This window comes from Burkholderia cepacia ATCC 25416, from assembly GCF_001411495.1.
GTDB lineage: Bacteria > Pseudomonadota > Gammaproteobacteria > Burkholderiales > Burkholderiaceae > Burkholderia > Burkholderia cepacia.
The window spans coordinates 138,815-163,600 of the sequence record NZ_CP012981.1 but is presented as its reverse complement, the minus strand read 5'-3'; the positions used below and the strand labels follow the sequence as shown (position 1 = coordinate 163,600).

24 protein-coding genes and 1 pseudogene are annotated in these 24,786 nt (G+C 67.9%); 11 read left to right on the top strand and 14 right to left on the bottom strand.

Translation table 11 applies throughout. The features are described from left to right. Positions 1-28: 28 nt before the first annotated feature. The 3 genes and pseudogenes from APZ15_RS00765 to pdxH all read right to left on the bottom strand — a co-directional run bounded on the left by APZ15_RS00765 (position 29) and on the right by pdxH (position 3,332). A pseudogene (locus tag APZ15_RS00765) lies at positions 29-1,322 on the bottom strand (DUF72 domain-containing protein). 23 nt (positions 1,323-1,345) lie between these two features. Then, positions 1,346-2,566 carry an SAM-dependent methyltransferase gene (locus tag APZ15_RS00760; RefSeq protein ID WP_027789267.1) on the bottom strand — a complete coding sequence of 407 codons (1,221 nt, stop codon included), beginning with the start codon at positions 2,564-2,566 and terminating at the stop codon, positions 1,346-1,348. Positions 2,567-2,687: 121 nt separating this feature from the next. Further along, positions 2,688-3,332, bottom strand: a complete 645-nt coding sequence (gene pdxH, locus APZ15_RS00755; protein WP_027789268.1) for a pyridoxamine 5'-phosphate oxidase — start codon at positions 3,330-3,332, stop codon at positions 2,688-2,690. Between the two features lie 128 nt (positions 3,333-3,460). On the opposite strand from pdxH, the gene APZ15_RS00750 reads away from it, so the two are divergent. Next, complete coding sequence (locus APZ15_RS00750) at positions 3,461-4,318, top strand: tRNA threonylcarbamoyladenosine dehydratase (protein ID WP_027789269.1); 858 nt, start codon at positions 3,461-3,463, stop codon at positions 4,316-4,318. A gap of 127 nt (positions 4,319-4,445) precedes the next feature. Here the strand turns inward: APZ15_RS00750 and trxA are convergent, their stop codons facing one another. Both trxA and APZ15_RS00740 read right to left on the bottom strand, forming a co-directional pair. Continuing rightward, a complete protein-coding gene (trxA, locus tag APZ15_RS00745; RefSeq protein ID WP_027789270.1) occupies positions 4,446-5,294 on the bottom strand; it encodes a thioredoxin in 849 nt (282 codons plus the stop codon). 52 nt (positions 5,295-5,346) lie between these two features. After that, positions 5,347-6,228, bottom strand: a complete 882-nt coding sequence (locus tag APZ15_RS00740) for a pirin family protein (protein ID WP_021162553.1) — start codon at positions 6,226-6,228, stop codon at positions 5,347-5,349. Between the two features lie 263 nt (positions 6,229-6,491). Between APZ15_RS00740 and APZ15_RS00735 the strand changes: the two genes are divergently transcribed. Next, positions 6,492-7,370, top strand: coding sequence for an EamA family transporter (locus APZ15_RS00735; protein ID WP_027789271.1), 879 nt, complete (start codon positions 6,492-6,494; stop codon positions 7,368-7,370). A gap of 64 nt (positions 7,371-7,434) precedes the next feature. On the opposite strand, the gene APZ15_RS00730 is transcribed toward APZ15_RS00735, so the two are convergent. Both APZ15_RS00730 and tsaE read right to left on the bottom strand, forming a co-directional pair. Continuing rightward, positions 7,435-8,961: an N-acetylmuramoyl-L-alanine amidase gene (locus tag APZ15_RS00730; RefSeq protein WP_027789272.1), complete on the bottom strand. Its 1,527-nt coding sequence runs from the start codon at positions 8,959-8,961 to the stop codon at positions 7,435-7,437. Continuing rightward, positions 8,943-9,497 (bottom strand): tRNA (adenosine(37)-N6)-threonylcarbamoyltransferase complex ATPase subunit type 1 TsaE, encoded by a 555-nt coding sequence (tsaE, locus tag APZ15_RS00725; protein ID WP_027789273.1) that lies wholly within the window; start codon positions 9,495-9,497, stop codon positions 8,943-8,945. Before tsaE ends, APZ15_RS00730 begins: the two co-directional genes overlap by 19 nt. Before the next feature lie 17 nt (positions 9,498-9,514). On the opposite strand from tsaE, the gene queG reads away from it, so the two are divergent. The 3 genes from queG (at position 9,515) to xerD (ending at position 12,220) form a co-directional block, all read left to right on the top strand. Continuing rightward, a complete protein-coding gene (gene queG, locus APZ15_RS00720; RefSeq protein WP_027789274.1) occupies positions 9,515-10,738 on the top strand; it encodes a tRNA epoxyqueuosine(34) reductase QueG in 1,224 nt (407 codons plus the stop codon). A gap of 64 nt (positions 10,739-10,802) precedes the next feature. Next, entirely contained in the window at positions 10,803-11,270 is a 468-nt protein-coding gene (locus APZ15_RS00715) for a methylated-DNA--[protein]-cysteine S-methyltransferase (protein WP_027789275.1), read from the top strand. Beyond that, positions 11,270-12,220, top strand: a complete 951-nt coding sequence (gene xerD / locus APZ15_RS00710; protein ID WP_027789276.1) for a site-specific tyrosine recombinase XerD — start codon at positions 11,270-11,272, stop codon at positions 12,218-12,220. The genes APZ15_RS00715 and xerD overlap by 1 nt, the downstream gene beginning before the upstream one ends. Before the next feature lie 48 nt (positions 12,221-12,268). On the opposite strand, the gene APZ15_RS00705 is transcribed toward xerD, so the two are convergent. Continuing rightward, the gene (locus APZ15_RS00705; protein WP_027789277.1) at positions 12,269-13,831 is read right to left on the bottom strand and encodes a class I adenylate-forming enzyme family protein; all 1,563 of its coding nucleotides are present in this window, start codon (positions 13,829-13,831) and stop codon (positions 12,269-12,271) included. 261 nt (positions 13,832-14,092) lie between these two features. On the opposite strand from APZ15_RS00705, the gene ybaK reads away from it, so the two are divergent. Further along, positions 14,093-14,584, top strand: a complete 492-nt coding sequence (gene ybaK / locus APZ15_RS00700; RefSeq protein ID WP_027789278.1) for a Cys-tRNA(Pro) deacylase — start codon at positions 14,093-14,095, stop codon at positions 14,582-14,584. 114 nt (positions 14,585-14,698) lie between these two features. Further along, positions 14,699-15,337, top strand: a complete 639-nt coding sequence (plsY, locus tag APZ15_RS00695) for a glycerol-3-phosphate 1-O-acyltransferase PlsY (RefSeq protein WP_027789279.1) — start codon at positions 14,699-14,701, stop codon at positions 15,335-15,337. Between the two features lie 79 nt (positions 15,338-15,416). Here the strand turns inward: plsY and APZ15_RS00690 are convergent, their stop codons facing one another. Next, the gene (locus APZ15_RS00690) at positions 15,417-15,902 is read right to left on the bottom strand and encodes a YajQ family cyclic di-GMP-binding protein (RefSeq protein ID WP_021162564.1); all 486 of its coding nucleotides are present in this window, start codon (positions 15,900-15,902) and stop codon (positions 15,417-15,419) included. A 137-nt stretch (positions 15,903-16,039) separates the two neighbouring features. Here APZ15_RS00690 and murB point away from each other — a divergent pair, with 137 nt between their 5' ends. Beyond that, positions 16,040-17,089 carry a UDP-N-acetylmuramate dehydrogenase gene (gene murB, locus APZ15_RS00685; protein ID WP_027789280.1) on the top strand — a complete coding sequence of 350 codons (1,050 nt, stop codon included), beginning with the start codon at positions 16,040-16,042 and terminating at the stop codon, positions 17,087-17,089. A 90-nt stretch (positions 17,090-17,179) separates the two neighbouring features. On the opposite strand, the gene argF is transcribed toward murB, so the two are convergent. Continuing rightward, on the bottom strand, positions 17,180-18,109 hold the full coding sequence (gene argF, locus APZ15_RS00680; RefSeq protein ID WP_027789281.1) for an ornithine carbamoyltransferase: 930 nt from the start codon (positions 18,107-18,109) through the stop codon (positions 17,180-17,182). 413 nt (positions 18,110-18,522) lie between these two features. On the opposite strand from argF, the gene APZ15_RS00675 reads away from it, so the two are divergent. After that, complete coding sequence (locus tag APZ15_RS00675; protein ID WP_021162567.1) at positions 18,523-18,843, top strand: DUF3579 domain-containing protein; 321 nt, start codon at positions 18,523-18,525, stop codon at positions 18,841-18,843. A 156-nt stretch (positions 18,844-18,999) separates the two neighbouring features. Here APZ15_RS00675 and rpsT read toward each other — a convergent pair whose 3' ends face one another. After that, entirely contained in the window at positions 19,000-19,272 is a 273-nt protein-coding gene (gene rpsT / locus APZ15_RS00670; protein WP_006482211.1) for a 30S ribosomal protein S20, read from the bottom strand. A 304-nt stretch (positions 19,273-19,576) separates the two neighbouring features. On the opposite strand from rpsT, the gene murJ reads away from it, so the two are divergent. Beyond that, positions 19,577-21,127, top strand: a complete 1,551-nt coding sequence (gene murJ / locus APZ15_RS00665) for a murein biosynthesis integral membrane protein MurJ (protein WP_027789282.1) — start codon at positions 19,577-19,579, stop codon at positions 21,125-21,127. An 8-nt stretch (positions 21,128-21,135) separates the two neighbouring features. Next, the gene (locus APZ15_RS00660) at positions 21,136-21,978 is read left to right on the top strand and encodes a SirB1 family protein (RefSeq protein WP_027789283.1); all 843 of its coding nucleotides are present in this window, start codon (positions 21,136-21,138) and stop codon (positions 21,976-21,978) included. Between the two features lie 70 nt (positions 21,979-22,048). On the opposite strand, the gene APZ15_RS00655 is transcribed toward APZ15_RS00660, so the two are convergent. The 3 genes from APZ15_RS00655 to kdsB form a co-directional block, all read right to left on the bottom strand. Continuing rightward, the gene (locus APZ15_RS00655) at positions 22,049-22,807 is read right to left on the bottom strand and encodes a 3-hydroxyacyl-CoA dehydrogenase (protein WP_027789284.1); all 759 of its coding nucleotides are present in this window, start codon (positions 22,805-22,807) and stop codon (positions 22,049-22,051) included. A gap of 294 nt (positions 22,808-23,101) precedes the next feature. Beyond that, entirely contained in the window at positions 23,102-23,764 is a 663-nt protein-coding gene (gene adk, locus APZ15_RS00650) for an adenylate kinase (protein WP_021162571.1), read from the bottom strand. A 208-nt stretch (positions 23,765-23,972) separates the two neighbouring features. Next, a complete protein-coding gene (kdsB, locus tag APZ15_RS00645) occupies positions 23,973-24,764 on the bottom strand; it encodes a 3-deoxy-manno-octulosonate cytidylyltransferase (protein ID WP_027789285.1) in 792 nt (263 codons plus the stop codon). Positions 24,765-24,786 lie beyond the last annotated feature (22 nt).

The following is a 24,786-nucleotide window of genomic DNA, read 5'->3' as shown; positions in this document are numbered from 1 at the left end:
GAACGGCGGGAGCCGGCGCAAATGGGCGTCAGGCCGCCTCGTTGCGCCACTGCGCGCACGCGGCGGCGATCTCGCGCGCGAGCGCGATGCACGACAGCGGCGCGGAGCCTTCCGCCTTGTTGTTGATCGTGATGATCACCGGCTGCCCGGCCAGCGCATAGCGCGCGGCCAGTTCGGCGAGCGCCGAGCGCGTGGCCGGATCCTCGTCGACGAGCTTGTCGAACGGCTCGTATTTCGCTTTCGCCTGTTCGTACTTGAAGCCGCTGTGCAGGCTCCAGCGCACGATCAGCGGGCCCGGCGCGTCGCCGTCGAGCAGGGCGAGCGCGGCCGCCTGGCGCAGCGCGTCGGGCATCCGCGCGTGCAGGCCGACGCAGTAGCGCACACCGAGCGCGGCGAGCGCGCGGATGAAACGCGGCGTGAGCAGGCTCGCGTCGCGAATCTCGATCGCATAGCGGGTGCCGTCGGCGTCCGGCGGGCGGCAGCGGCGGCAGCGCCGCGAAGAACGCGGCGAGCCGGTCGATCAGCGCGGCCGGCTGCGCGAGCAGCTGGTCGGGCAGCGGCGAGAACTGGAACACGAGCACGCCGGCTTTCCGGCCGAGCCCTTCGAGGCACGGCTGCACGAACTCGCGGGTGGCGAGCTGCGCGTCGAGGAAGGTCGGGTTCGGCCCCGACGGCTCGCCGCGCCGGCCGCGGATGACCGCGTCGGTCACGGAGGCCGGCGCCTTCACGACGAAGCGGAAATCGTCGGGCACCTGCTGCGCGTAGCGCAGGTAATCGGCGACCGACAGCGGGCCGTAGAACGACCGGTCGAGGCTCACGCTCTTCAGCAGCGGATGTGCGCCGTACGCTTCGAGCCCTTCGCGCGACAGCTTGGTCTGCGCGAAATCGCCGTCGTAGACGATGCCGTCCCAGCCGGGGAAGTACCACGACGACGTGCCGAGCCGAACGTTCGGCGGCAGGCCGGCCGCCGCGTCGGCCACCTCGGGGGCGATCGGCGCGGGCAGCACGCCGCGTCGGCGCCGGCCTTTCTTCGGCGGCGCGGCTGGCGGGGACGGTTCGTCCCACAGCATGCCGGAAGCGGCAGGCGGTGTTTCGTCGGAAGAACGGGAGCGGGAGCGCGGTGCCGGCTGCGCGTCGTCACGCGCGTCCGGATTCACGTGTTCGTCGGTGCGGGCAGGCGGGCCGTCGTCCTCGGGCGACGCGCGTGCAGCGTCGGCCGGCACGCCGAACAGGTCGAATTGCCCGTCGGCGTGCGGCGCGTGCGCGTCGTCGTGCTGCTGTCGTTCCGGCGGCCCCTTGCGCCGCGTCCTGCCGTCACCCATGCATGCCCAGCGTGAAGCGCCGCCTAGCGCGGCAGCGCGTGTTCGTACATATAGCGCCGCGACCACGGCAGCGTTTTCGCGCTGCGTCCGGCCTTGCGGCACACGATCTGGAAGATCGACACGTCGTCGTGCTCGAACGCATACGCGCAGCCGGCGAGATACACGCGCCAGATGCGGAATTTTTCGTCGTCGACGAGTTGTCGCGCCGCTTCTGCCTTCGCTTCGAAGTTTTCGGTCCAGATGTCGAGCGTGCGCGCATAGTGCCGTCGCAGGCTTTCGACGTCAATCGCTTCCAGTCCGCCGCGCTGCGCGGCCTCCAGCGCGAGGCTGATGTGCGGCAGCTCGCCGTCCGGGAACACGTAGCGGTCGATGAACTCGCCGCCGCCGAGCGCGGTTTCGCCGCTTTCCGCGTCGGTTGACGTGATCCCGTGGTTCATCGCGATGCCGTCGTCGACGAGCAGGTCATGAATCCGCGTGAAATAGAGCGGCAGGTTCTTGCGCCCGACGTGCTCGAACATCCCGACACTCGTGATGCGGTCGAACTGGCCGTCGATCTCGCGGTAGTCCTGCAGCCGGATCTCGATCCTGTCCTCCAGCCCGGCCGCCTTCACGCGCGCGGTCGCGAGGTCGAACTGGTTCTGCGACAGCGTGACGCCGAGGCACTGCGCGCCGAACTTCTGCGCGGCGCGCAGCACGAGCGCACCCCAGCCGCAGCCGATGTCGAGCAGGCGCTGGCCGGGCTCGAGCTGGATCTTCGTCAGGATGTGGTCGATCTTCTTGATCTGCGCGGTGGCGAGATCCTCGTCGCCGTTCTCGAAGTAGGCGCACGAGTACACCATGTTCTCGTCGAGCCACAGCTTGTAGAACTCGTTCGAGACGTCGTAGTGATACTGGATCGCCTTCTTGTCGGTGCTCTTCGTGTGATTGAAGTAGCGCTTCACGCGCGCGAGCTTGCTCGCGCTCGTCACCGTGCTGCGCGCGAGCGAGTAGCCGATGTTGATGATGTCCGACAGCTTGCCTTCGATGTCGATCTTGCCCTTCACGTAGGCCTCGCCGAGATTGTCGAGGCTCGGTTCGAGCAAGAGCGGCAGCGCCGACGCGCTGTTCACCTTCAGCGTGACCTGCGGCGCGCTGAAGGTGCCGAAATCGAGTTGGTCGCCGTTCCACAGCACGAGGCGCGCCGGTATGTTCGCTTTCGCCCGTACTTCGTCCGCCCACTGTGCCAGCTTCTTTTCCCAGAACATTTGGATTCTCCGTTTGTTCGTTGAATCGAATACAGCCAAGTATCTTGACCGGCGCCCGCAGCTTGCGCGGCGGGCGCCCGGATGCAACACGAGACACGACCGGCGTGCGCCGGCGCCGCGCTTACGGCGACAGGCGCGAGATCGACCAGCCTGACGAAGCGTTGGCGTCGCGCGTATAGAGCAGACGGTCGTGCAGCCGCGACGGGCGGCCCTGCCAGAACTCGATCGAATCGGGCACGAGGCGGTAGCCGCCCCAGTGGGGCGGGCGCGGCGGGTTGTCGCCGTAGCGTTCGCTGACGGCCTTTTCCTGCGCTTCGAGCGTCGCGCGGCTGTCGATCACCGCGCTCTGCTCGGACGCCCATGCGCCGATGCGCGAGCCGAGCGGGCGCGACGCGAAATAGCGGTCGCTTTCCTCGGCGCTGGTTTTCTCGATCCGGCCTTCGATGCGCACCTGGCGCTCGAGCTCGATCCAGTAGAACAGCAGCGCTGCCTGCGGATGCGCGGCGAGGTCGTGCCCCTTGCGGCTTTCGTAATTGGTGAAGAAGACGAACCCGCGTTCGTCGACGCCCTTGATGAGCACGATGCGTGCCGAGGGCCGGCCGTCGGCGCCGACGGTCGCGAGCGTCATCGTGTTCGGCTCGGGCAGCTTGGCGGCAAGCGCCTCCTTGAACCAGCGGTCGAACTGGGCGAAGGGGTCGTGGGCGACATCGGCTTCGTCGAGCGAAGCACGCGAATAATTGATGCGGAGATCGGCGAGAGTCGTCATGTTATGCAAACGCTTCAATCTGGAACCATTGTAGCCAACGCGCAAGAAACGTGCGTGCACAGTGGCGCGTGCGAGCGGGGAGTTCAGGCAAAATAGAGGGCTGCACGACTTACGTTTTCCTTGCTGCCATGCCCGCCGCCGACACCGCCCCGCCCAGTTCTTCTGATCTTACCCCGACCCCGGAAATCCAGCTTGACGTGGATCGCGCGCGGCGCTTCGGCGGCGTCGCGCGGCTGTACGGCGCGCCGGCCGCCGCCGCGTTCGAGCGCGCGCACGTCGCGGTGATCGGGATCGGCGGCGTCGGGTCGTGGGTGGCCGAGGCGCTCGCACGCAACGCGGTCGGCACGCTCACGCTGATCGATCTCGACAACGTCGCGGAAAGCAATACGAACCGGCAGATCCACGCGCTCGACGGCAATTACGGCAAGCCGAAGGTGGACGCGATGGCCGAGCGGATCGCGCTGATCGACCCCGCGTGCCGCGTGAACCGGATCGAGGATTTCGTCGAGCCCGACAACTTCGACGCGCTGCTCGGCGGCGGTTTCGACTACGTGATCGACGCGATCGACAGCGTGCGCACGAAGGTCGCGCTGATCGCGTGGTGCGTCGCGAAGCGTCAGCCGCTCGTCGTGGTCGGCGGCGCGGGCGGCCAGCTCGACCCGACGCGCATCCGGATCGACGATCTCGCGCTGACGATCCAGGATCCGCTGCTGTCGAAGGTGCGCGCGCAGTTGCGCAAGCAGCACGGCTTTCCGCGCGGGCCGAAGGCGCGTTTCAAGGTCAGCGCCGTGTATTCGGACGAGCCGCTGATCTATCCGGAAGCGGCCGCCTGCGATCTCGAGGACGGTGCGGAGCCGTCCGCGGCCGCGCACGTCGCGGGGCTCAACTGTGCGGGATTCGGTTCGAGCGTGTGCGTGACCGCGAGCTTCGGCTTCGCGGCCGCCGCGCATGCGCTGCGCGCGATCGCGGCGCAGGCCGCCGGCTGAGCGCGCGACACGCGGGCGCGGGCGCGATGCCGCGGCGCGTGATGCGCGCCGCGCCGCATGCGATGCGGGGCTGTTATGCAGTCGGGCTGTTACGCAGCCGGGCCGTTGCGGCCCGGCCGGTCGTCCCTCAGTTGAGCGCCATGCTCAGCTTGCGCCGCCATCCGGCGACGAGTTCCGGGCGGTCGCCGGCCAGCTCGAATACCGAGATCATCGTGCGGCGGCCGAGATCGTCGCCGTACGCGCGGTCGCGCGTGACGATTTCCAGCAACTGTTCCAGCGCCCCTTCATACGCACGCCGCGCGATCAGGCTCTGCGCGAGATCGAAGCGCGCGTCGAGATCGGCCGGGTTGGCCGCGATGCGCGCTTCGAGTGCGTCGGTCGGCGGCAGGTCGGCCGTGGCTTCGAGGGCGTCGAAACGAGTCTTGATCGCCTGGTAGCGCGGGTCGCCGCCTTGCACGGTCTGCGGCGACAGGCGTTCCGTCTCGGCGCGCGCGGCGTCGATCTGGTTGCTCGCGAGCAGCAGTTCGATCAGGTCGAGGCGTGCGTCGTCGAAGCCGGGATTCAGCGCGAGCGCCGCCTCGAGGTGCGTGAGCGCGTCGTCGTGGCGCTCTTCGGCGATCGCGTATTGCGCGGCGCGCCGTTCGGCTTCCTCGGGGGCCGGCAGCAGCCGGTCGAGAAAGGCGCGCAGCTGGCCTTCGGGCAGCACGCCGACGAACTGGTCGACCGGGCGCCCGTCGGCGAACGCGATCACGTGCGGGATGCTGCGGGTCTGGAAGTGCGCGGCGAGTTCCTGGTTCTCGTCGACGTTGACCTTCACGAGCTTCCAGCGGCCTTCGTAATCGCCTTCGAGTTTTTCCAGCAGCGGGCCGAGCGTCTTGCACGGGCCGCACCACGGCGCCCAGAAGTCGACCAGCACGGGGGCGTCCAGCGACGCCTCGATGACGTCTTTCTCGAATGTGGCAAGCGTGGTGTCCATGTCGTTCTCTTTCGTTCGAATGTCGTCAGGATGGGGGCGGAGCGCCCCTTTTTCAACGCGGCTTCGACTCGGGCAGCGGAATCCACTCGGTCTCGCCCGGCACCTTGCCCATTTCCTGGCGCGTCCATGCTTCTTTCGCGCGTTCGATCGCTTCGCGGCTGCTGGCGACGAAGTTCCATTCGATGAAGCGTTCGCCGTCGATCTTGTCGCCGCCGAGCAGCATCGCGCGCGCGCCGCTGCCGCTCGTCAGCGTGACTGCGGCACCGGGCGCGAGCACGGCCATCTGCTCGGCGGGCACCGGCGTGCCGTCGATCGCGAGCTCGCCGTCGACCACGTAGACCGCGCGCTCCTCGTGCGATGCGTCGAGTTCGAGGCGGCCGCCGGCCGCGAATTCGGCCGCGACATACAGCGTGCGCGAGAACGTCGTGACCGGCGAGCGCAGCCCGAACGCATCGCCGGCGATCACCGTCAGCGACACGCCGTCCTCGTTGCGCTTCGGCAGCGTGTCGGCCGGATGGTGCTCGAACGACGGCTCGGTCGTCTCGTGCGCGCGCGGCAGTGCGACCCAGGTCTGGATCCCGTGCACGGTGTGGCCGTTTTCGCGCTGCGCGTCGGGCGTGCGTTCGGAGTGGACGATCCCGCGGCCGGCCGTCATCCAGTTCACGTCGCCCGGCACGATCTCCTGCAGCGATCCGAGGCTGTCGCGGTGCAGGATCGCGCCGTCGAACAGGTAGGTGACGGTGGCGAGACCGATGTGCGGGTGCGGCCGCACGTCGAGCCCCGTGCCGGGCGGCAGCGTGGCGGGTCCCATGTGATCGAAGAAGATGAACGGGCCGACGAGGCGTGCGGCGAGTGCGGGCAGCGTGCGGCGCACCTGCAGGTTGCCGATGTCGCGCACGTGCGGCTTCAGCAGGGCTTTGATCGGGGCGGTCATGGCGGATCCTGTGGGGCGGCGGGGCAGATGCCGGTCATTGTACTGGCCGTCCGCCGCCGATTCCATTCGCGCCGCGCGGGTATCGGGCCGGGTGCCGAAACCCGGTAGACTGACCGGCTTCCCGGGAAAACGCCGGGCCGTCCCGGTATTTTCTGCCCCGCAGGCAATCCCTTTGATGGATCGCCTCTTCGGGAGCCTGGCGCGAAGCGACAGGGTTCGAGAACATCTTGCACAACGATTCGACAATCGAGGAGACGCCGATGATGGCCCCGAAGGACTTGCTGCTTGCGCTGGTCGTGATCCTGGCGTGGGGCGTGAACTTCGTCGTGATCAAGGTCGGCCTGCACGGCATGCCGCCGATGCTGCTGGGCGCGCTGCGCTTCACGCTCGCGGCCGTGCCCGCGGTGTTCTTCGTGCGCCGGCCGCAGATTCCGTGGCGCCTGCTGGTGCTGTACGGCGCGACGATCCAGCTCGGCCAGTTCGTGTTCCTGTTCACCGGCATGTACGTCGGCATGCCCGCCGGCCTCGCGTCGCTCGTGCTGCAGTCGCAGGCATTCTTCACGCTCGTGTTCGCGATGCTGTTCCTCGGCGAGCGGCTGCGCATGCAGAACCTGCTCGGGCTCGCGATCGCCGCGGGCGGGCTCGTCGTGATCGCGGCGCAGGGCGGCCGCGCAATGACGCTCGCGGGCTTCCTGCTGACGATCTGTTCGGCCGCGATGTGGGCGTTCGGCAACATCGTCACGAAGAAGGTCGGCCGGGCGAACCTCGTGTCGCTCGTCGTGTGGGCGAGCCTCGTGCCGCCCGTGCCGTTCTTCCTGCTGTCGCTGTGGTTCGAAGGGCCGCAGCGGATCGCGACCGCGCTCGCCGGGCTGAACGGGGCGTCGATCTTCGCGGTCGTCTATCTCGCGTTCGTCGCGACGCTGCTCGGCTACGGGCTCTGGAGCCGCCTGCTGTCGCGCTATCCGGCCGCGCAGGTCGCGCAATTCTCGCTGCTGGTGCCGATCGTCGGCCTGGCTTCGTCGGCGCTGCTGCTCGACGAGCATCTGACGCGCGCGCAGCTGATCGGCACGGCGCTCGTGATGGGCGGGCTCGCGGTGAACGTGTTCGGCGGGAAACTGATGCGCCGCTTCGCGGCATCGTGACGCGCCGGCACGCAGTGCGTGCCGGCGGCGGGGCGGGGTGGCCGAGTATGACTGGATACGGCCGTCAGGCCATCCGGCTCTTCGCGAGCGGCGGATTCGCGGCGAAATAGCGCTTGATGCCGCGGAAGATCGCGTCGGCCATCTGGTCGCGATAGCTGTCGTCGTTCAGCCGGCTCTCCTCTTCCGGGTTGCTGATGAACGCGGTCTCGACGAGGATCGACGGAATGTCGGGAGCCTTTAGCACCGCGAACCCGGCCTGTTCGACCGAGCCCTTGTGCAGCTTGTTGATGCCGCCGACTTCCTTCAGCACATAGTTGCCGTAGCGCAGCGAGTCGCGGATCTGCGCGGTCGTCGACATGTCGAACAGCGCGCGGTTCACGGCCGCATCCGCCGTCTTGATGTTGATGCCGCCGATCAGGTCGGACGAGTTTTCCTTGTTCGCCATCCAGCGCGCCGCGGCACTCGTCGCGCCGTGATCGGACAGCGCGAACACCGACGAGCCGCGCGCGGACGGCGTCGTGAACGCGTCCGCATGGATCGACACGAAGAGATCCGCGCCCACGCGGCGCGCCTTCTGCACGCGCACGTTCAGCGGCACGAAGAAGTCGGCGTCGCGCGTCATCATCGCGCGCATGTTCGGCGCGCCGTCGATCTTCGCGCGCAGCTTCTTCGCGATGTCGAGCGCGATGTGCTTCTCATACGTGCCGCCGCCGCCGATCGCGCCCGGATCCTCGCCGCCGTGGCCCGGATCGATCGCCACCGTCAGCAGGCGCACGGTGCCGCCCTTGCCGGATTTCGGTGCGGTGAACTTGTAGGTGTCGCCGTCGTCGTCGCTGTCGTCGCGGCGTGCGATGACCGGCGGCGGCTTGACGGCCGGCTTCGTGGGCGTCGAAGGCGTGCCGGCGGCGTGCGGCGTGTGCGGCGTGGCCGGCGTGTTCTGCGCGAAGCGCTGGAAGAACGCATCGCTGTTGTCGCCCGCGGCGGGCGGCGGGGTGCCCGGGCCGGCCAGCGTGGACGGCGGCTGCATCTGCTGCGCGCGCGCGGTGTCGTTGAGCGCCTGTTCCTTGCGTTCCGTCTGCGCGATCAGGTCGGACAGCGGATCGGGCGCGACGGCCGGATACAGGTCGAACACGAGCCGGTACTTGTAGGCGCCGACCGGCGGCAGCGTGAACACCTGCGGCTTCACCGAACCTTTCAGGTCGAACACCATCCGCACGACGTGCGGCTGATACTGGCCGACGCGCACCGACTGGATCTGCGGATCGTTCGGCGCGATCTTCGACACGAGATCGCGCAGCGCCTGGTCGAGATCGAGGCCGCTCAGGTCGACGACGAGGCGGTCGGGACCCTGTAGCAACTGTTGGGTATTCTGCAGCGGCTGGTCGGATTCGATCGTGACGCGCGTGTAATCGCGTGCTGGCCACACGCGCACGCCGAGCACCGACGACGCGTGCGCGAGCCGCGGCGCGACGAGACCGAGCACCAGCGTCGACGCGCCCGCGCGCAGGATCTGGCGACGCCGCCAGTTGTGCGTCGCGGTGGCCGCCGATTCGATCGAGCGGAACGGTTTGATCAACATCTTTCGAGACATGCCTTTCCTGAAGCGCTGTACGCCCGGACGGTGAGGACGCGGCCGTCGCCATCCACGTCGAGCGAGAAAACCAGATCGGGTACGCCGAGCAGCGTGCCCGCCTGTTGTGGCCATTCGACGAGGCAGATCGCGCTGGAATTGAAATATTCGCGAAAGCCTGCGTCGGACCATTCGGCCGGATCGTTGAAACGATACAGATCGAAGTGATAGACCTCGAGTTCCCCATCCTCGCGTTCGAGCGCGTACGGTTCGACGAGCGTATAGGTCGGGCTGCGCACGCGCCCCGTGTGGCCGAGGCCGCGCAGGATGGCGCGCACGAGGGACGTCTTGCCCGCGCCGAGGTCGCCGACCAGCTGGATCTGCAGCCCGTCGAACGCATGCGCGCGGGCGAGCTCGATGCGCGCCGCGTCGAGCGCGTGCGCGAAGCGGGTGCCGAAGGCCTCGGTCGCCGCTTCGTCGGCGAGCGCGATCACGCGCTCCGCGAGCAGGGCGGGCAGCATGGCGTCGTGAGGCGGTTGGCTGGGCGTGGCTGGCATTCTCGTAAAATAGTGCGATGAACCGATTACCGGAACTCGCCGCATCCGACAGGCCTTCGACTCGTGCCGAAGGCGCGGCACCGTGCGCGCTCGACGATGCGGCGTTGACTGCGCTCGCCGCGCGCATCAGGGCGTGGGGGCGCGAATTGGGTTTCGGGGCGATCGGCATCAGCGATACCGATCTCTCGGATGCCGAAGCAGGCCTCGCCGCCTGGCTGGAAGCCGGATACCACGGCGAAATGGATTATATGGCGAAACATGGGATGAAACGCGCGCGTCCGGCCGAACTTGTGGCCGGTACGCGACGCGTGATCTCCGCGCGGCTCGCCTATTTGCCGGCTCAAACACTCGCTGACGGTGCGCCCGGCGCACTCGCACCGCACGACTGGCGCGCGCGCGAACAGGCCCGGCTCAACGATCCGCAGGCGGCCGTCGTGTCGATCTATGCGCGCGGCCGCGACTATCACAAGGTGCTACGCAACCGGCTGCAGACGCTCGCCGAGCGCATCGAGCAGGCGATCGGCGCGTTCGGCTACCGCGTGTTCACCGATTCGGCGCCCGTGCTCGAGGTCGAGCTTGCGCAGAAGGCCGGCGTCGGCTGGCGCGGCAAGCATACGCTGCTGCTGCAGCGCGATGCGGGTTCGCTGTTCTTCCTCGGCGAGATCTACGTCGACGTTCCGCTGCCGACCGACGCGCACACATCGCCCGACACCGCGCCCGAGACGCCCGGCGCCCACTGCGGCAGTTGCACGCGCTGCATCGACGCATGCCCGACCGGCGCGATCGTCGAGCCGTACCGCGTCGACGCGCGCCGCTGCATCTCGTACCTGACGATCGAACTGAAAGGCAGCATCCCCGAGCCGCTGCGGCCGATGATCGGCAATCGCGTGTACGGCTGCGACGATTGCCAGCTCGTGTGCCCGTGGAACAAGTTCGCGCAGGCCGCGCCCGTCGCCGATTTCGACGTGCGGCACGGCCTCGACCGCGCGACGCTCGTCGAGCTGTTCGCGTGGGATGCGGACACGTTCGATACGCGGATGCAGGGCAGTGCGATCCGGCGCATCGGCTACGAAAGCTGGCTGCGCAATCTCGCGGTCGGGCTCGGCAACGCGCTGCGCGCGGGTGAGGGCCGGCTCGCGCCGCAGGCGCGCGATGCGATCGTCGATGCGTTGCGCGCGCGGGCCGACGATCCGTCGCCGGTCGTGCGCGAGCATGTCGAATGGGCGCTGCGTGCCGTGTGACGGCGGCGTAAAGTGTCGTCGGCGCGCGGCGCTGCCGCGCGCATCCATCGGTCAGGAGAGGGCCATGTTCAATGCAGTCATCGACGCACCGTTCGGCAAGATCGGCATCCGCACGGATGCCGCGGTGGTGCGCGAGATCGTCTATCTGCCCGAATCGGTGAAGCCGGTCGATCCGGATTCGCCGCTCGCGAAGCGCGCGGTCAAGCAGATCGAACGTTACTTCGCGCGCGCGTCGGCGCGCTTCGACCTGCCGCTCGCCGAGGTCGGCAGCGCGTTCCAGCACCGCGTGTGGGACGTGATCAGCGATATCCCGCCCGGCGCGGTGCTGACCTACGGCCAGGTCGCGAAGCGGATCGGCAGCGCGCCGCGCGCGGTCGGCCAGGCGTGCGGCGCGAACTACTTCCCGCTCGTGATCCCGTGCCATCGCGTCGTCGCGGCGGGCGGCCTCGGCGGTTTCGCGAACCACGACGACAACGGGTATTACCAGAAAGTGAAGCGCTGGCTGCTGGCGCACGAGGGCGTGCCGTACTGATGAGTGAATCGCTGATTTCCCCCGAAGCCGACGGCGATGCCGCCGCGGCGTCCCCCGCGCTGCTCGCGAGCCGCGCATCGATCGACGTGTTTTGCGATGCGCTGTGGCTCGAGCACGGGCTCGCACGCAACACGCTCGATGCTTACCGGCGTGATCTGGTGCTGTTTTCCCAATGGCTGGCCGCGACCCACGACACGTCGCTCGATTCGGTCGACGAAGCGATGGTGACGGGCTACATCGCCGCGCGCAGCGACGGCAAGGCGACGTCGTCGAACCGGCGGCTGTCCGTGTTCCGGCGCTATTACGGCTGGGCCGTGCGCGAGCATCGCGCGAGCGCCGACCCGACGCTGCGGATCTCGTCCGCGAAACAGGCGGCCCGGTTTCCGTCGACGTTGTCGGAGGCGCAGGTCGAGGCGCTGCTCGGCGCGCCCGATATCGGCACGCCGCTTGGCCTGCGCGATCGCACGATGCTCGAGCTGATGTATGCGAGCGGATTGCGCGTGAGCGAACTCGTGACGTTGAAGACCGTCGAGGTCGGGCTCAACGAGGGCGTCGTGCGCGTGATGGGCAAGGGCTCGAAGGAGCGGCTCGTGCCGTTCGGCGAAGTCGCGCACGGCTGGATCGAGCGCTATCTGCGCGATGCGCGGCCGGCGCTGCTCGGCGCGCGCGCGGCCGACGCGCTGTTCGTGACCGCACGCGGCGACGGGATGACGCGCCAGCAGTTCTGGAACATCATCAAGCGTCACGCGCAGCACGCGGACGTGCGCGCCCACCTGTCGCCGCACACGCTGCGGCACGCGTTCGCGACGCACCTGCTGAACCACGGCGCCGACCTGCGCGTCGTGCAATTGCTGCTCGGTCACAGCGACATCTCGACCACGCAGATCTATACGCACGTCGCGCGCGAGCGGTTGAAGACGCTGCACGCGCAACACCATCCGCGCGGTTAGCGCACGTTTCGCTGCGCAGGCTCCGGTGCGCGCACCGGCCTGCCTGCGTCAGACCAGCTCGCGCAGCTTGTGCTTCAGCACCTTGCCCGTCGATGCGGCCGGCAACGCGTCGAGGACGCGGATATGCGCGGGGCGCTTGTAAGGCGCGAGCCGCTCCGCGCACCATGCGTGCAGCGCCGCTTCGGCGGCGGTCGCGCCGGGCACCCGTTCGACGAACGCGAGCACTTCCTCGTTGCCTTCGACCGCACGGCCGATGACGGCCGCCTGCACGACGTCAGGGTGCGCGTTCAGCACCTGCTCGACTTCGACCGGATAGACGTTGAAGCCCGAGCGGATGATCAGCTCCTTGCTGCGGCCAGCGATCGTCACCGCGCCGTCCGCCTCCTGCCGCGCGAGATCGCCGGTACTCAACCAGCCGTCCGGCGACACGGCCGCGCGGGTGGCGTCCGCGTTGCGGTAGTAGCCGAGCATCACGTTCGGCCCGCGTACGCGAATCTCGCCGACTTCGCCGGGCGGCACGTCGGTGCCGTCCGGCGCGACGATCCGCATCTCCACACCGGGAATCGGCACGCCGACCGAGCTGTCGGTGCGTGGCGCGTCGAGCGGTGTCTGCGTGATCGTCGGGCTGCTCTCGGTCATTCCGTAGCCGTTGTGCAGCGGCACGCCATACAGGCGCTCGACGCGTGCCTTCAGGTTCGTGTCGAGCGGCGAGCCGCCCGAATACGCGAAGCGCAGGCGCGGTGCGTGCCATGCGTGGCCGTGCGTGTGCAGGTGTTCGAGCAGCTTCGCGTGCATCGCGGGCACGCCCTGGAAGATCGTGACGCCTTCGTCGGCGAGCGCGACGCGCACGGCTTCCGGCGAGAAGCGCGGCGCAAGCCGCAGCGTCGCGCCCGCGTACAGGCTGCCGAGGCAGACCGACGCGAGCCCGTACACGTGCGACACGGGCAGCACCGTGTAGACGACGTCGTCGGGCGACACGCGGCGCAGCGCGCTCGATGTCGCCGCGATGAACAGCAGGTTGCGATGCGACAGCATCACGCCTTTCGGCGTGCCGGTCGTGCCGGTCGTGTAGATCAGCGCCGCGCATTGCGCGGCGCCGTCGGCGGCGACCGGTTCGCCAGGCGCGCTCGCGTCGACGCGATACGACCACGCGCCGATGTCGACCGGCAGTGCGCCGGCAGCTGTCGCGCCGTGCCGCGCGGCATGCGTGCGTGCGTCGGGCGATACGTCGGTGGTGAACGCGATCAGCTTCGGGTGCGCGTGCGCGGCGATCGCGTCGAGTTCGCCGGCCGACAATCGCGCGTTCGACACGAGCGCCCACGCGTCGAGGCGGGCGACCGCGAACAGCAGCACGATCTGCGCGACGCAGTTTTCGGCGACGATCATCACGCGGTCGCCGCCTTGCACGCCGAGGCCGGCGAGCAGCGCGGCCGCCGCATTGACGGCTTGCGACAGGTCGCCGTACGACAGCCTGCGTGCGTCCTCGATCAGCGCCGGATGCTCGGGTGCCTGGGCGGCCCGGCGTGCGGGCACGTCGGCGATGCGGCGGGGCAGCGCGGCGAGCAGTGCATCGACGTCGAGCGGCTCGGAAGAACGGAGGGGCGAGGACATGGCGTCTCCAGAAAAGGGGCGGGCGGCGGCCGACGAGGTTGGCGAACGATCGTGCCATGACGGCGCGTGCGCCACAATCGGCCATTCGGGCAATAGCGCTTCGCGATGTCCGCAATGATGATGGACGGAATCGCTGCGGCGACGCAGCAGGCCGCCCGGCGGAAAACGGGCCGCGAGTATACCGCCGGCGCGGGTGCGAGGGCCCAAGGGCCCAAGGGCGCGATTGCGCGCCAGCCGGTCGTTCACCATTAAAATGCCGCCATGAGCAAATCCAGACACGTGTCCGAAACCCCTGCCACCCAGCTGTTGCGCCGCCACGGCGTGGCGTTCGGCGAGCATCCGTACGACTACGTCGAGCACGGCGGCACCGGCGAATCGGCGCGCCAGCTCGGCGTCGACGAGCACAGCGTCGTGAAGACGCTCGTGATGGAAGACGAGCATGCGAAGCCGCTGATCGTGCTGATGCACGGCGACCGCACGGTATCGACGAAGAACCTCGCACGGCAGATCGGCGCGAAGCGCGTCGAACCGTGCAAGCCCGAGGTCGCGAACCGCCATTCGGGCTATCTCGTCGGCGGCACGTCGCCGTTCGGCACGCGCAAGACGATGCCCGTCTACGTCGAGGCGACGATCCTCGAACTGCCGACGATCTACCTGAACGGCGGCCGCCGCGGCTACCTCGTCAGTCTTGCGCCGGCCGTGCTCACGTCGCTGCTCGGCGCGCAGCCCGTACAGTGCGCCAGTGTCGACTGAGGGTTTCACCTTCGTGGCAGGCCGCGCCCGTTCGGTAGAATGGGCGCCGTTTCGGCTTGCGGGCTTGCCGCGCAGCCATCCCTTTACCGATACGTTGAAAGAAGAGTCCACCGCATGCAGATCCTGCTCGCCGCCCTCGTTGCCTACCTGATCGGTTCGGTGTCGTTCGCCGTCGTCGTCAGTGGCGCGATGGGCCTGGCCGACCCGCGTTCGTACGGGTCGAAGAATCCCGGCGCGACCAACGTGCTGCGCAGCGGCAACAAGAAGGCCGCGATCCTGACGCTCGTCGGCGACGCGTTCAAGGGCTGGATTGCCGTCTGGCTCGCCCGCCGCTTCGGCCTGCCCGACGTCGCGGTCGCATGGGTCGCGATCGCCGTGTTCCTCGGTCACCTGTATCCGGTGTTCTTCCGCTTCCAGGGCGGCAAGGGCGTCGCGACCGCGGCTGGCGTGCTGCTCGCCGTGCACCCGGTGCTCGGGCTCGCGACCGCGCTGACCTGGCTGATCGTCGCGTTCTTCTTCCGCTATTCGTCGCTCGCGGCGCTGGTGGCGGCCGTGTTCGCGCCGGTGTTCGACGTGTTCCTGTTCGGCACGGGCCACAACCCGGTCGCATGGGCCGTGCTCGCGATGAGCGTGCTGCTCGTGTGGCGTCACCGCGGCAACATTTCGAAGCTGCTGGCGGGGCAGGAGAGCCGGATCGGTGACAAGAAGAAGGCGGCCGCGGACGGCGGCGCACAGGACGGCGGCAAGGCCTGAGAAAGCGCGGCGCTTGCCGCACGCCGGGCGCGCCGCGTGTGCGGGGCCCGGCAGGATGAGGTGACGGATCGTCCGTCGATCAGTCGCGGAAGTTGTTGAAGTCGAGCGGCGTGTCGGTCACGTCCTTGCGCAGCATCGCGATCGTGCTCTGCAGGTCGTCGCGCTTCGTGCCCGACACGCGCACCGCGTCGCCCTGGATGCTCGCCTGCACCTTGATCTTGCTGTCCTTCACGAGCCGCACGATCTTCTTCGCGAGATCGCCGGTCACGCCCTTCTTCACGGTGACGATCTGCTTGACCTTGTCGCCGCCGATCTTCTCGACCTTGCCGTAGTCGAGGAAGCGCACGTCGACGTTGCGCTTGGCCAGCTTGCCGATCAGCACGTCCTTGACCTGGCCGAGCTTGAAATCGTCATCGGCGAACAGCGTCAGCTCGCGCTCCTTCTGCTCGACGCGCGCGTCGGAGCCCTTGAAGTCGAAGCGCGTCGAAATTTCCTTGTTCGACTGCTCGATGGCGTTCTTCACTTCGATCATGTTCGCTTCGGAAACGACGTCGAACGATGGCATGGCATTCCTCCCTTGAGATGCGGGCGCCCGGCTCGCGCGCGGGCACTCGCTATAATTGCGGACTGTTTGCCATTTTACCGATGCCCCTCCGTTTGCCCAAGGCCGGCCATGCGCCGCCCGGGCGGACGTGACCGCGAATGCCGATGCCTCCTGACGATTCCGCCCTGTCGCTGTTTCCCGACCATCCGCTCGCCGCGCACAACACGTTCGGCATTGCCGCGACCGCGCGCCTTGCCGCGCGCGTCACGCATGCGTCGCAATTCGAGGCGCTCCATCGCGACCCGCGCGTCGCGAACCTGCCGCGGCTCGTGCTCGGCGGCGGCAGCAACGTCGTGTTCACACGCGATTTCGACGGTATCGTGCTGCTCGATGAAATCAAGGGCCGCCGCGTCGTGCGCGAGGACGACGATGCGTGGTACGTCGAGGCCGGCGGCGGCGAGAACTGGCACGCATTCGTCGCATGGACGCTCGAGCACGGGATGCCCGGCCTCGAGAACCTCGCGCTGATTCCGGGTACGGTCGGCGCCGCGCCGATCCAGAACATCGGCGCATACGGTCTCGAGATGAAGGTGTATTTCGACTCGCTGGTCGCGGTCGAGCTGGCGACCGGGCGCAGCGAGCGCTTCGATGCCGCGCGCTGCGCGTTCGGCTATCGCGACAGTTTCTTCAAGCGGGAAGGGGCTGGCCGGTTCGCGATCGTGTCGGTGACGTTCCGGCTGCCGAAGCAATGGGCGCCGCGGCTCGGCTACGCGGACGTCACGCGCGAACTCGACGCCCGTGGCATCGCACCCGATGCGGCCGCGCCGCGTGACGTGTTCGACGCCGTCGTCGCGATCCGCCGCGCGAAGCTGCCCGATCCGCTCGTCCTCGGCAACGCGGGCAGCTTCTTCAAGAATCCGGTGATCGATGCCGCGCAATTCGAGGCGCTGCGCGCCCGCGCGCCCGAGATCGTGTCGTATCCGCAGCCGGATGGCCAGGTCAAGCTCGCGGCCGGCTGGCTGATCGACCGCTGCGGCTGGAAGGGGCGCGTGCTGGGCGCGGCGGCCGTGCACGACCGCCAGGCGCTCGTGCTCGTCAATCGCGGCGGCGCGACGGGCGCCGACGTGCTCGCGCTGGCGCGGGCGATCCAGGCCGACGTGCGCGCGCATTTCGGCGTCGAGCTCGAGCCCGAACCCGTCTGCCTGTAACCGGGGTTTCGCACCGCTTTTCGCGGGCCCGAACAAAAAGCGCCGATCGTCGATCGGCGCTTTTTACATGGGTTGCCGGGTGCCGGCGCGTCAGTGCTTGAGGCGGCCGAGCAGCAGGAACTCCATCAGTGCCTTCTGCACGTGCAGGCGGTTTTCCGCTTCATCCCATACGACGCTCTGCGGGCCGTCGATCACGCCGGCCGTCACTTCCTCGCCGCGATGCGCGGGCAGGCAGTGCATGAAGAGGGCGTCCGGGTTCGCGTGGCCCATCATCTCCTCGTCGACGCACCAGTCGGCGAATGCCTGCTTGCGGGCCTCGTTCTCGGCCTCGAAGCCCATGCTCGTCCACACGTCGGTGGTGACGAGATCGGCGCCCTTGCACGCTTCGTTCGGATCGTCGAACACCTCGTAGAACGGCGCGCTGTCGGGCGACACGAGCTTCATGTCGAGCGCATAGCCGGGCGGCGTGGACAGGCGCAGCTTGAAGCCGAGGATTTGCGCGGCTTCGATCCACGTGTAGAGCATGTTGTTCGCGTCGCCGACCCACGCGACGGTCTTGCCGGCTATCGGGCCGCGGTGCTCGTAGTACGTGAAGATGTCGGCGAGCACCTGGCACGGGTGGTATTCGTTCGTCAGGCCGTTGATCACCGGCACGCGGGAGTTGTCCGCGAAGCGCTGGATGATCTCCTGCTCGAACGTGCGGATCATGATGATGTCGACCATCCGCGAGATCACCTGCGCGGAATCCTCGACGGGTTCACCGCGACCGAGCTGCGTGTCGCGCGTGCTCATGAAGACGGCGTGGCCGCCGAGCTGGAAGATCCCGGCTTCGAACGACAGGCGCGTGCGCGTCGAGTTCTTCTCGAAGATCATCGCGAGCGTGCGGTCGTGCAGCGGGTGATAGGTCTCGTAGTTCTTGAACTTGCGCTTCAGGATACCCGTGCGTTCGAGCACGTACTCGTAGTCTTCCAGCGAGAAATCCTTGAACTGCAGGTAGTGACGAATGGTTTTGGCGGTCATGAAGCGAAATGCGGCGGGTTGCACCCGGCAGCAAGGCCGGACGGCGCCGCCGTCGGGTGTGGATAACTCAAAGCAGCATAAAGGATTTTCTGTGCTTTGACGAGCCGGGGAGAGAAGCGGGGCGCGATCGCCGTGTGCTGCGGGCGGCACAGGAGGAGGGGTGTCGGGACGACGCGCGATGGCGCGCTGCGGTATAATCCAAAAGTTTTCTCCAGCCCGGCAGGCAAGCCTCTTCGCGCTCTGCCGGACACAAGCCGTGCGCTGCACAAATCCGGTGCAGTCCGCCGGCGGCGCACGTCGACGTCTCGTTTTCGGGGCATCTGAATGCTTGTGCCGCCGTCCGTTTCAGCTTTGTGTTCGCGTATCCAGGCGCCGTTGCCTGGACATCGCCGGGCCGTCACTTGGGTAACCACATGGCTGAAACCCCTCCGACCGAATTCTTCATCCAGGGCATCACGAAAGACGGGAAAAAGTTTCGCCCGAGCGACTGGTCGGAACGTCTGGCCGGTGTGATGGCCTGCTTCGGGCCGGGGGCGAGCGGGCCGAACGCGCGTCTCAAGTATTCGCTCTACGTGCGTCCGACGATGCTCGGCGACCTCAAATGCGTGATCCTCGATTCCCGGCTGCGCGACGTCGAGCCGATGGCGTTCGATTTCGTGCTGAATTTCGCGAAGGACAACAACCTCGTCGTCACCGAGGCGTGCGAACTGCCGGACTACGACGCGAAGAAGTGATGTCGGCACGGGCGAGGGCGCATGCGGCGCCCGCCCTGGCACACGTCGCCGGCCCGCAGGATGTGCGCGGGCGACAGGCGACAAAAAAGCCCGCCTAGGCGGGCTTTTTTGCGATCGCAGGAAACAGGAACGCCCGCGTGAGCGGGCGCACCGGAATTACGCTGCTGCCTGCAGACCCTTGACGGCCGCGGCGAGGCGGCTCTTGCTGCGAGCGGCCTTGTTCTTGTGAACGATCTTCTTGTCGGCGATCGTGTCGATCGTCTTCACGGCAGCCTTGAACAGCTCGGCAGCCTTTGCCTGGTCGCCGGCTTCAACAGCCTTGCGAACCGACTTGATCGCGGTACGGAATTTCGAGCGCAGCGCCGAGTTGTGCGAGTTTGCCTTCGCGGCCTGGCGGGCGCGCTTGCGTGCTTGTGCGGAGTTAGCCATGACGGTTCCTTATCCTGTCCTGTTTCCAGAGCTTGGAGCCTGACGGCCAAGCGCTGCTTTTCGATCCGTCCCCTGAGAACGATTGCCCAGGGGCGCATAAAAAAACGGTGATTTTAACCGAGGCCGGGACATGAAAACGGCAGTTGCCGTGCATGTACGAGCCCAGAAACCGGCGATTATAGCAACAAAATCAAGCGAGTGGCAAGTTGAACGTGACAACCGTCGGGCGGCGCACCGGCGGCGTGCGCGCTTTTCGGCATCGGCCGCTGGCCGGGCCACGCAACGTCCGTATAATAAGCGCCCCATGAATCTATTCCGAGCCCTGCTGACGGTCAGCGGCTTCACGCTGCTGTCGCGCGTGACCGGACTGGCCCGCGAGACGCTGATCGCCCGTGCGTTCGGCGCCAGTCAATACACCGACGCGTTCTACGTCGCCTTCCGTATCCCGAACCTGCTGCGCCGCCTGTCCGCCGAAGGCGCGTTCTCGCAGGCGTTCGTGCCGATCCTCGCCGAGTTCAAGAACCAGCAGGGGCACGATGCGACGAAAGCGCTCGTCGACGCGATGTCGACGGTGCTGGCGTGGGCGCTTGCCGTGCTGTCGGTCTTCGGGATCGCCGGCGCATCGTGGGTTGTGTTCGCGGTCGCGTCCGGCCTGCACACCGACGGGCAGGCGTTCCCGCTCGCGGTCACGATGACGCGGATCATGTTCCCGTACATCGTGTTCATCTCGTTGACGACGCTCGCATCCGGCGTGCTGAACACGTACAAGAGCTTCTCGCTGCCCGCGTTCGCGCCGGTGCTGCTCAACGTCGCGTTCATCGCCGCGGCCGTGTTCGTCGCGCCGCACCTGAAGGTGCCGGTGTTCGCGCTTGCATGGGCCGTCATCGTCGGCGGCGTGCTGCAGTTCCTCGTGCAGCTGCCGGGCCTGAAGAAGATCGACATGGTGCCGCTGATCGGCCTCAACCCGCTACGCGCGCTGCGCCACCCGGGCGTGAAGCGCGTGCTCGCGAAGATGGTGCCCGCGACGTTCGCGGTGTCGGTCGCGCAACTGTCGCTGATCATCAACACCAACATCGCGTCGCGGCTCGGGCAGGGCGCCGTGTCGTGGATCAACTACGCCGACCGCCTGATGGAATTCCCGACGGCGCTGCTCGGCGTCGCGCTCGGCACGATCCTGCTGCCGAGCCTGTCGAAGGCGCACGTCGACGCCGATTCGCACGAGTATTCGGCGCTGCTCGACTGGGGGCTGCGCGTCACGTTCCTGCTCGCGGCACCGAGCGCGCTCGCGCTGTTCTTCTTCGCGACGCCGCTCACGGCGACCCTCTTCAACTACGGCAAGTTCGATGGGCATACCGTCACGATGGTCGCGCGCGCGCTCGCGACCTACGGGATCGGCCTCGTCGGCATCATCCTGATCAAGATCCTCGCGCCGGGCTTCTATGCGAAGCAGGACATCAAGACGCCCGTTAAAATCGCGATCGGCGTGCTGATCGTCACGCAGATCTCGAACTACGTGTTCGTGCCGCTGATCGGCCACGCGGGCCTGACGCTGAGCATCGGCGTCGGCGCGTGCCTGAACTCGCTGCTGCTGTTCCTCGGGCTGCGCAAGCGCGGCATCTACCAGCCGTCGCCGGGCTGGCTGCGCTTCTTCGTGCAGCTGATCGGCGCGGCGCTCGTGCTCGCGGGCCTGATGCACTGGCTGTCGATCAGCTTCGACTGGACCGGGATGCGTACGCAGCCGCTCGATCGCATCGCGCTGATGGCCGCGTGCCTCGTGCTGTTCGCTGCACTATATTTCGGTATGTTGTGGGTGATGGGCTTCAAATACGCTTATTTCAGAAGGCGCGCCAAGTGACGACCGCAATGACCCGCGTCCTCGACTACTTCAGCACGCTCGTGGCAGACGACGACAGCCTGCCCGTCACGGAAGCGGCGCTGTCGCTGGCGCAGGACGCCTATCCCGACCTCGACCTGCAGGGCACGCTGGCCGAACTCGACATGCTGGCGGCGCGGCTGCGCCGGCGGCTCGCCGACGACACGGACCTGAAGGGCCGCGTCGCCGCGCTGAACGACTTCTTCTTCCGCGAGCTCGGCTTCGCGTGCAATCACAACGATTACTACGACCCCGATAACAGCCACCTGAACGCCGTGCTGAAGCGGCGGCGCGGGATTCCGATCTCGCTGTCGGTGCTGTACCTGGAGCTTGCCGAGCAGATCGGCGTGCCGGCGCGCGGCGTATCGTTCCCCGGCCATTTCCTGCTGCGTGTCACGCTGCCGGACGGCGACCTGATCATCGACCCGGCCAACGGCCATTCGCTGTCCGAAGCCGAGATGGTCGAGATGCTCGAGCCGTACGTCGCGCGTGCGGCCGGTGCGGTCGACAGCGCGTTGCGCGCACTGCTGCAGCCGGCGACGAGCCGCGAGATCATCGCGCGGATGCTGCGCAACCTGAAGACGATCTATCTTCAGACGGAGCGCTGGCAACGGCTGCTCGCGGTGCAGCAGCGGCTCGTGATCCTGCTGCCCGAGCATCTCGACGAAGTCCGCGATCGCGGTTTCGCGTATGCGCGGCTCGACTACCTGCGCCCCGCACTCGAGGATCTCGAGCAGTATCTCGGCGAGCGGCCGGACGCGGACGACGCGACCGTCGTCGAATCGCAAGTAACCGAGTTGCGGCAGCGGATGCAGCGCGACGGCGAGGACTGAGCCGCCGCCGTGCTGCCTGCCGGAACCGTGAATGACAAAACGCCCGCGATGCGGGCGTTTTTTTGCGTGCTTATTTCGGCTGCATCCGGATCGCGCCGTCGAGGCGGATCACTTCGCCGTTGAGCATCGGATTCTCGACGATCTGGCGTACCAGCAGCGCGTATTCGGCCGGTTTGCCGAGCCGCGGCGGGAACGGCACCATCGCGCCGAGCGCGTCCTGGACGTCCTGCGGCATGCCGAGCAGCATCGGCGTCTCGAACAGGCCGGGCGCGATCGTCATCACGCGGATGCCGTTGCGCGACAGGTCGCGCGCGATCGGCAGCGTCATGCCCGCGACGCCGGCTTTCGACGCCGCGTACGCGGCCTGGCCGATCTGCCCGTCGAATGCGGCGACCGACGCGGTGCTGACGATCACGCCGCGCTCGCCTTCCGCGGTCGGCGCGGTGGCGGCCATCGCGGCGGCCGCGAGCCGGATCATGTTGAACGTGCCAATGAGGTTCACGTTGATCGTCTTCGCGAACACGTCGAGCGGATGCGCGCCGTCCTTGCCGACGGTCTTGGCGGCGGGCGCGATGCCGGCGCAGTTCACGAGGCCGCGCAGCGTGCCTGCGCGCGTCGCTGCGTCGACGGCCGACTGCGCGTCGGTCTCGCTCGACACGTCGCAGTGCACGAAGATGCCGCCCAGCTCGGCCGCGAGCGCGGTGCCTGCCGTGTCGTTCAGGTCGGCGAGCACGACCGTGCCGCCTGCTTGCGCGAGCATCCGCGCCGTGCCGGCACCGAGGCCGGATGCGCCGCCCGTGATCAGAAATACGTTGCCGCGAATTTCCATGACTGTCTCCGTGTCGACCGCCCTTGGCGCTTCAGCGCTTAGGGCGGTCCCATGCAAGGCGGTCGACCGCCGTTGGCGCTTCAGCACAAGTTGCGCTTCCGGGGCAATGCGGTTGCCTGATTCTTGCACCGTGATCGGTTGAAATGCCGGCGCACCGGTAACACAGACGCCCGCACCCGGCCGATTGTACGGGGCTCCCTCACGCGGCGGCGATACCAGAACGGTCGTGCGAATTCCGCCCGGGCAAAAAAAAGCCGCCCGGAGCGGGCGGCTTGCGGGTGCGCGACGCGCTGCTTACTTCAGTGCGTCAAACGCGCGCTCGCGGATTTCCTCGACGGCGCCGAGGCCCGAGATCTTGCGATACTGCGGCGCCTTCAGGCCGTTTTCCTCGCCGCGCTGCGCCCAGTCGCCGTAGTACGTGATCAGCGGCTTGGTCTGCGCTTCGTACACTTCGAGACGCTTCTTGACGGTTTCTTCCTTGTCGTCGTCGCGCTGGATCAGCGGCTCGCCCGTCACGTCGTCATGGCCTTCGACCTTCGGCGGGTTGAACTTGACGTGGTACGTGCGGCCCGATGCCGGGTGCGTGCGGCGGCCGCTCATGCGCTCGATGATTTCCGAGAACGGCACGTCGATCTCGAGCACGTAGTCGATCGCGACGCCCGCTTCCTTCATGGCGTCAGCCTGCGCGATCGTGCGCGGGAAGCCGTCGAACAGATAGCCGTTCGCGCAGTCGGCTTCCTTCAGGCGCTCCTTGACGAGGCCGATGATCAGCGCATCCGGAACGAGCTTGCCGGCGTCCATGTAGCCCTTCGCCTCGACGCCGAGCGGCGTGCCGGCCTTTACGGCCGCGCGCAGCATGTCGCCCGTCGAGATTTGCGGGATGCCGAACTTTTCCTTGATGAAGTTTGCCTGGGTGCCCTTTCCCGCGCCGGGCGCGCCCAACAGGATCAAACGCATGGTGATATCTCCAGTATGTAGATTCGTGTGGCGAGACGCGAAAAGCGCCGGCGACGGTGTGCGCGGCGCTTGCCTGGCGCGCGGCGGACCGGTCTGATGCGGCGCGTCGGGTTGGGCGACGCGCGACTGCCGGCAGGGCCACGGGCGGGGTCAAGCGAGGACGCGCTGGTCGCGGACGGCTCGCACAATCGCCTGATTATGCCACGGGTTATTTTGGTCCCGGCTGAAAAAGGGCCTGCACGCGTGCGAGATCGGCCGGCGTGTCGATGCCGGCTTCGGGCGCGGACTCGGTGATCAGCACCGCGATGCGCTCGCCGTGCCAGAGCGCGCGCAGCTGTTCGAGCTGCTCGGCCTGTTCGATCGGCGCCTGCGCAAGCGTCGGATACGTGCGCAGGAAACGCGCGCGATACGCATAGAGGCCGATGTGCCGATAGACCGGGAAAGCAGGCGCAGGCATGGCTGCGACGTCGGGCCAGTGCGGCTGGTACGCGTCCCGGCTCCATGGAATCGGCGCGCGCGAGAAGTACAGCGCGACGCTCTGCGCGTCGAGCGCGACCTTCACGACGTTCGGGTTGAACACGTCGGCCGCGTCGTGGATCGGGTGGGCGGCCGTCGCAATCGCGCACGCCGGATGCGCGGCGAGGTGCGACGCTACGTCGCGCACGAGTACGGGGTCGATCAGCGGCTCGTCGCCCTGAACGTTGACGACGACGGTGTCGTCGCTCCACCCGAACGTCGCCGCGACTTCCGCGAGACGGTCGGTGCCGGACGGATGGTCGGCGCGTGTCAGCACCGCTTCGAAGCCGTGATCGCGCGCGGCATCGAGCACGCTCTGCGCGTCGGACGCGACGAGCACCTGCTGCGCGCCCGCTTCACGTGCACGCTCGGCGACGCGCACGACCATCGGCTTGCCGCCGAGATCGGCGAGCGGCTTGTTCGGGAGCCGCGTCGACGCGAGCCGGGCGGGAATGACGGCGATGAAGGGTTGCGGGTGAGTCATCGGGGCGGGCGGTGAAGAGAAC

Bases quoted from the DNA above. Each gene is read 5' to 3' on its own strand.
- APZ15_RS00730 (WP_027789272.1), bottom strand. From the start codon at position 8,961: ATGTCTCGAAAGATGTTGATCAAACCGTTCCGCTCGATCGAATCGGCG.
- kdsB (WP_027789285.1), bottom strand. From the start codon at position 24,764: ATGACTCACCCGCAACCCTTCATCGCCGTCATTCCCGCCCGGCTCGCG.
- APZ15_RS00715 (WP_027789275.1), top strand. From the start codon at position 10,803: ATGTTCAATGCAGTCATCGACGCACCGTTCGGCAAGATCGGCATCCGC.
- pdxH (WP_027789268.1), bottom strand. From the start codon at position 3,332: ATGACGACTCTCGCCGATCTCCGCATCAATTATTCGCGTGCTTCGCTC.
- APZ15_RS00705 (WP_027789277.1), bottom strand. From the start codon at position 13,831: ATGTCCTCGCCCCTCCGTTCTTCCGAGCCGCTCGACGTCGATGCACTG.
- murB (WP_027789280.1), top strand. From the start codon at position 16,040: ATGCCGATGCCTCCTGACGATTCCGCCCTGTCGCTGTTTCCCGACCAT.
- APZ15_RS00735 (WP_027789271.1), top strand. From the start codon at position 6,492: ATGGCCCCGAAGGACTTGCTGCTTGCGCTGGTCGTGATCCTGGCGTGG.
- rpsT (WP_006482211.1), bottom strand. From the start codon at position 19,272: ATGGCTAACTCCGCACAAGCACGCAAGCGCGCCCGCCAGGCCGCGAAG.
- APZ15_RS00690 (WP_021162564.1), bottom strand. From the start codon at position 15,902: ATGCCATCGTTCGACGTCGTTTCCGAAGCGAACATGATCGAAGTGAAG.
- murJ (WP_027789282.1), top strand. From the start codon at position 19,577: ATGAATCTATTCCGAGCCCTGCTGACGGTCAGCGGCTTCACGCTGCTG.
- tsaE (WP_027789273.1), bottom strand. From the start codon at position 9,497: ATGCCAGCCACGCCCAGCCAACCGCCTCACGACGCCATGCTGCCCGCC.
- APZ15_RS00655 (WP_027789284.1), bottom strand. From the start codon at position 22,807: ATGGAAATTCGCGGCAACGTATTTCTGATCACGGGCGGCGCATCCGGC.
- APZ15_RS00675 (WP_021162567.1), top strand. From the start codon at position 18,523: ATGGCTGAAACCCCTCCGACCGAATTCTTCATCCAGGGCATCACGAAA.
- APZ15_RS00660 (WP_027789283.1), top strand. From the start codon at position 21,136: ATGACCCGCGTCCTCGACTACTTCAGCACGCTCGTGGCAGACGACGAC.
- adk (WP_021162571.1), bottom strand. From the start codon at position 23,764: ATGCGTTTGATCCTGTTGGGCGCGCCCGGCGCGGGAAAGGGCACCCAG.
- APZ15_RS00750 (WP_027789269.1), top strand. From the start codon at position 3,461: ATGCCCGCCGCCGACACCGCCCCGCCCAGTTCTTCTGATCTTACCCCG.
- APZ15_RS00740 (WP_021162553.1), bottom strand. From the start codon at position 6,228: ATGACCGCCCCGATCAAAGCCCTGCTGAAGCCGCACGTGCGCGACATC.
- queG (WP_027789274.1), top strand. From the start codon at position 9,515: ATGAACCGATTACCGGAACTCGCCGCATCCGACAGGCCTTCGACTCGT.
- argF (WP_027789281.1), bottom strand. From the start codon at position 18,109: ATGACCGCCAAAACCATTCGTCACTACCTGCAGTTCAAGGATTTCTCG.
- xerD (WP_027789276.1), top strand. From the start codon at position 11,270: ATGAGTGAATCGCTGATTTCCCCCGAAGCCGACGGCGATGCCGCCGCG.
- APZ15_RS00760 (WP_027789267.1), bottom strand. From the start codon at position 2,566: ATGTTCTGGGAAAAGAAGCTGGCACAGTGGGCGGACGAAGTACGGGCG.
- trxA (WP_027789270.1), bottom strand. From the start codon at position 5,294: ATGGACACCACGCTTGCCACATTCGAGAAAGACGTCATCGAGGCGTCG.
- plsY (WP_027789279.1), top strand. From the start codon at position 14,699: ATGCAGATCCTGCTCGCCGCCCTCGTTGCCTACCTGATCGGTTCGGTG.
- ybaK (WP_027789278.1), top strand. From the start codon at position 14,093: ATGAGCAAATCCAGACACGTGTCCGAAACCCCTGCCACCCAGCTGTTG.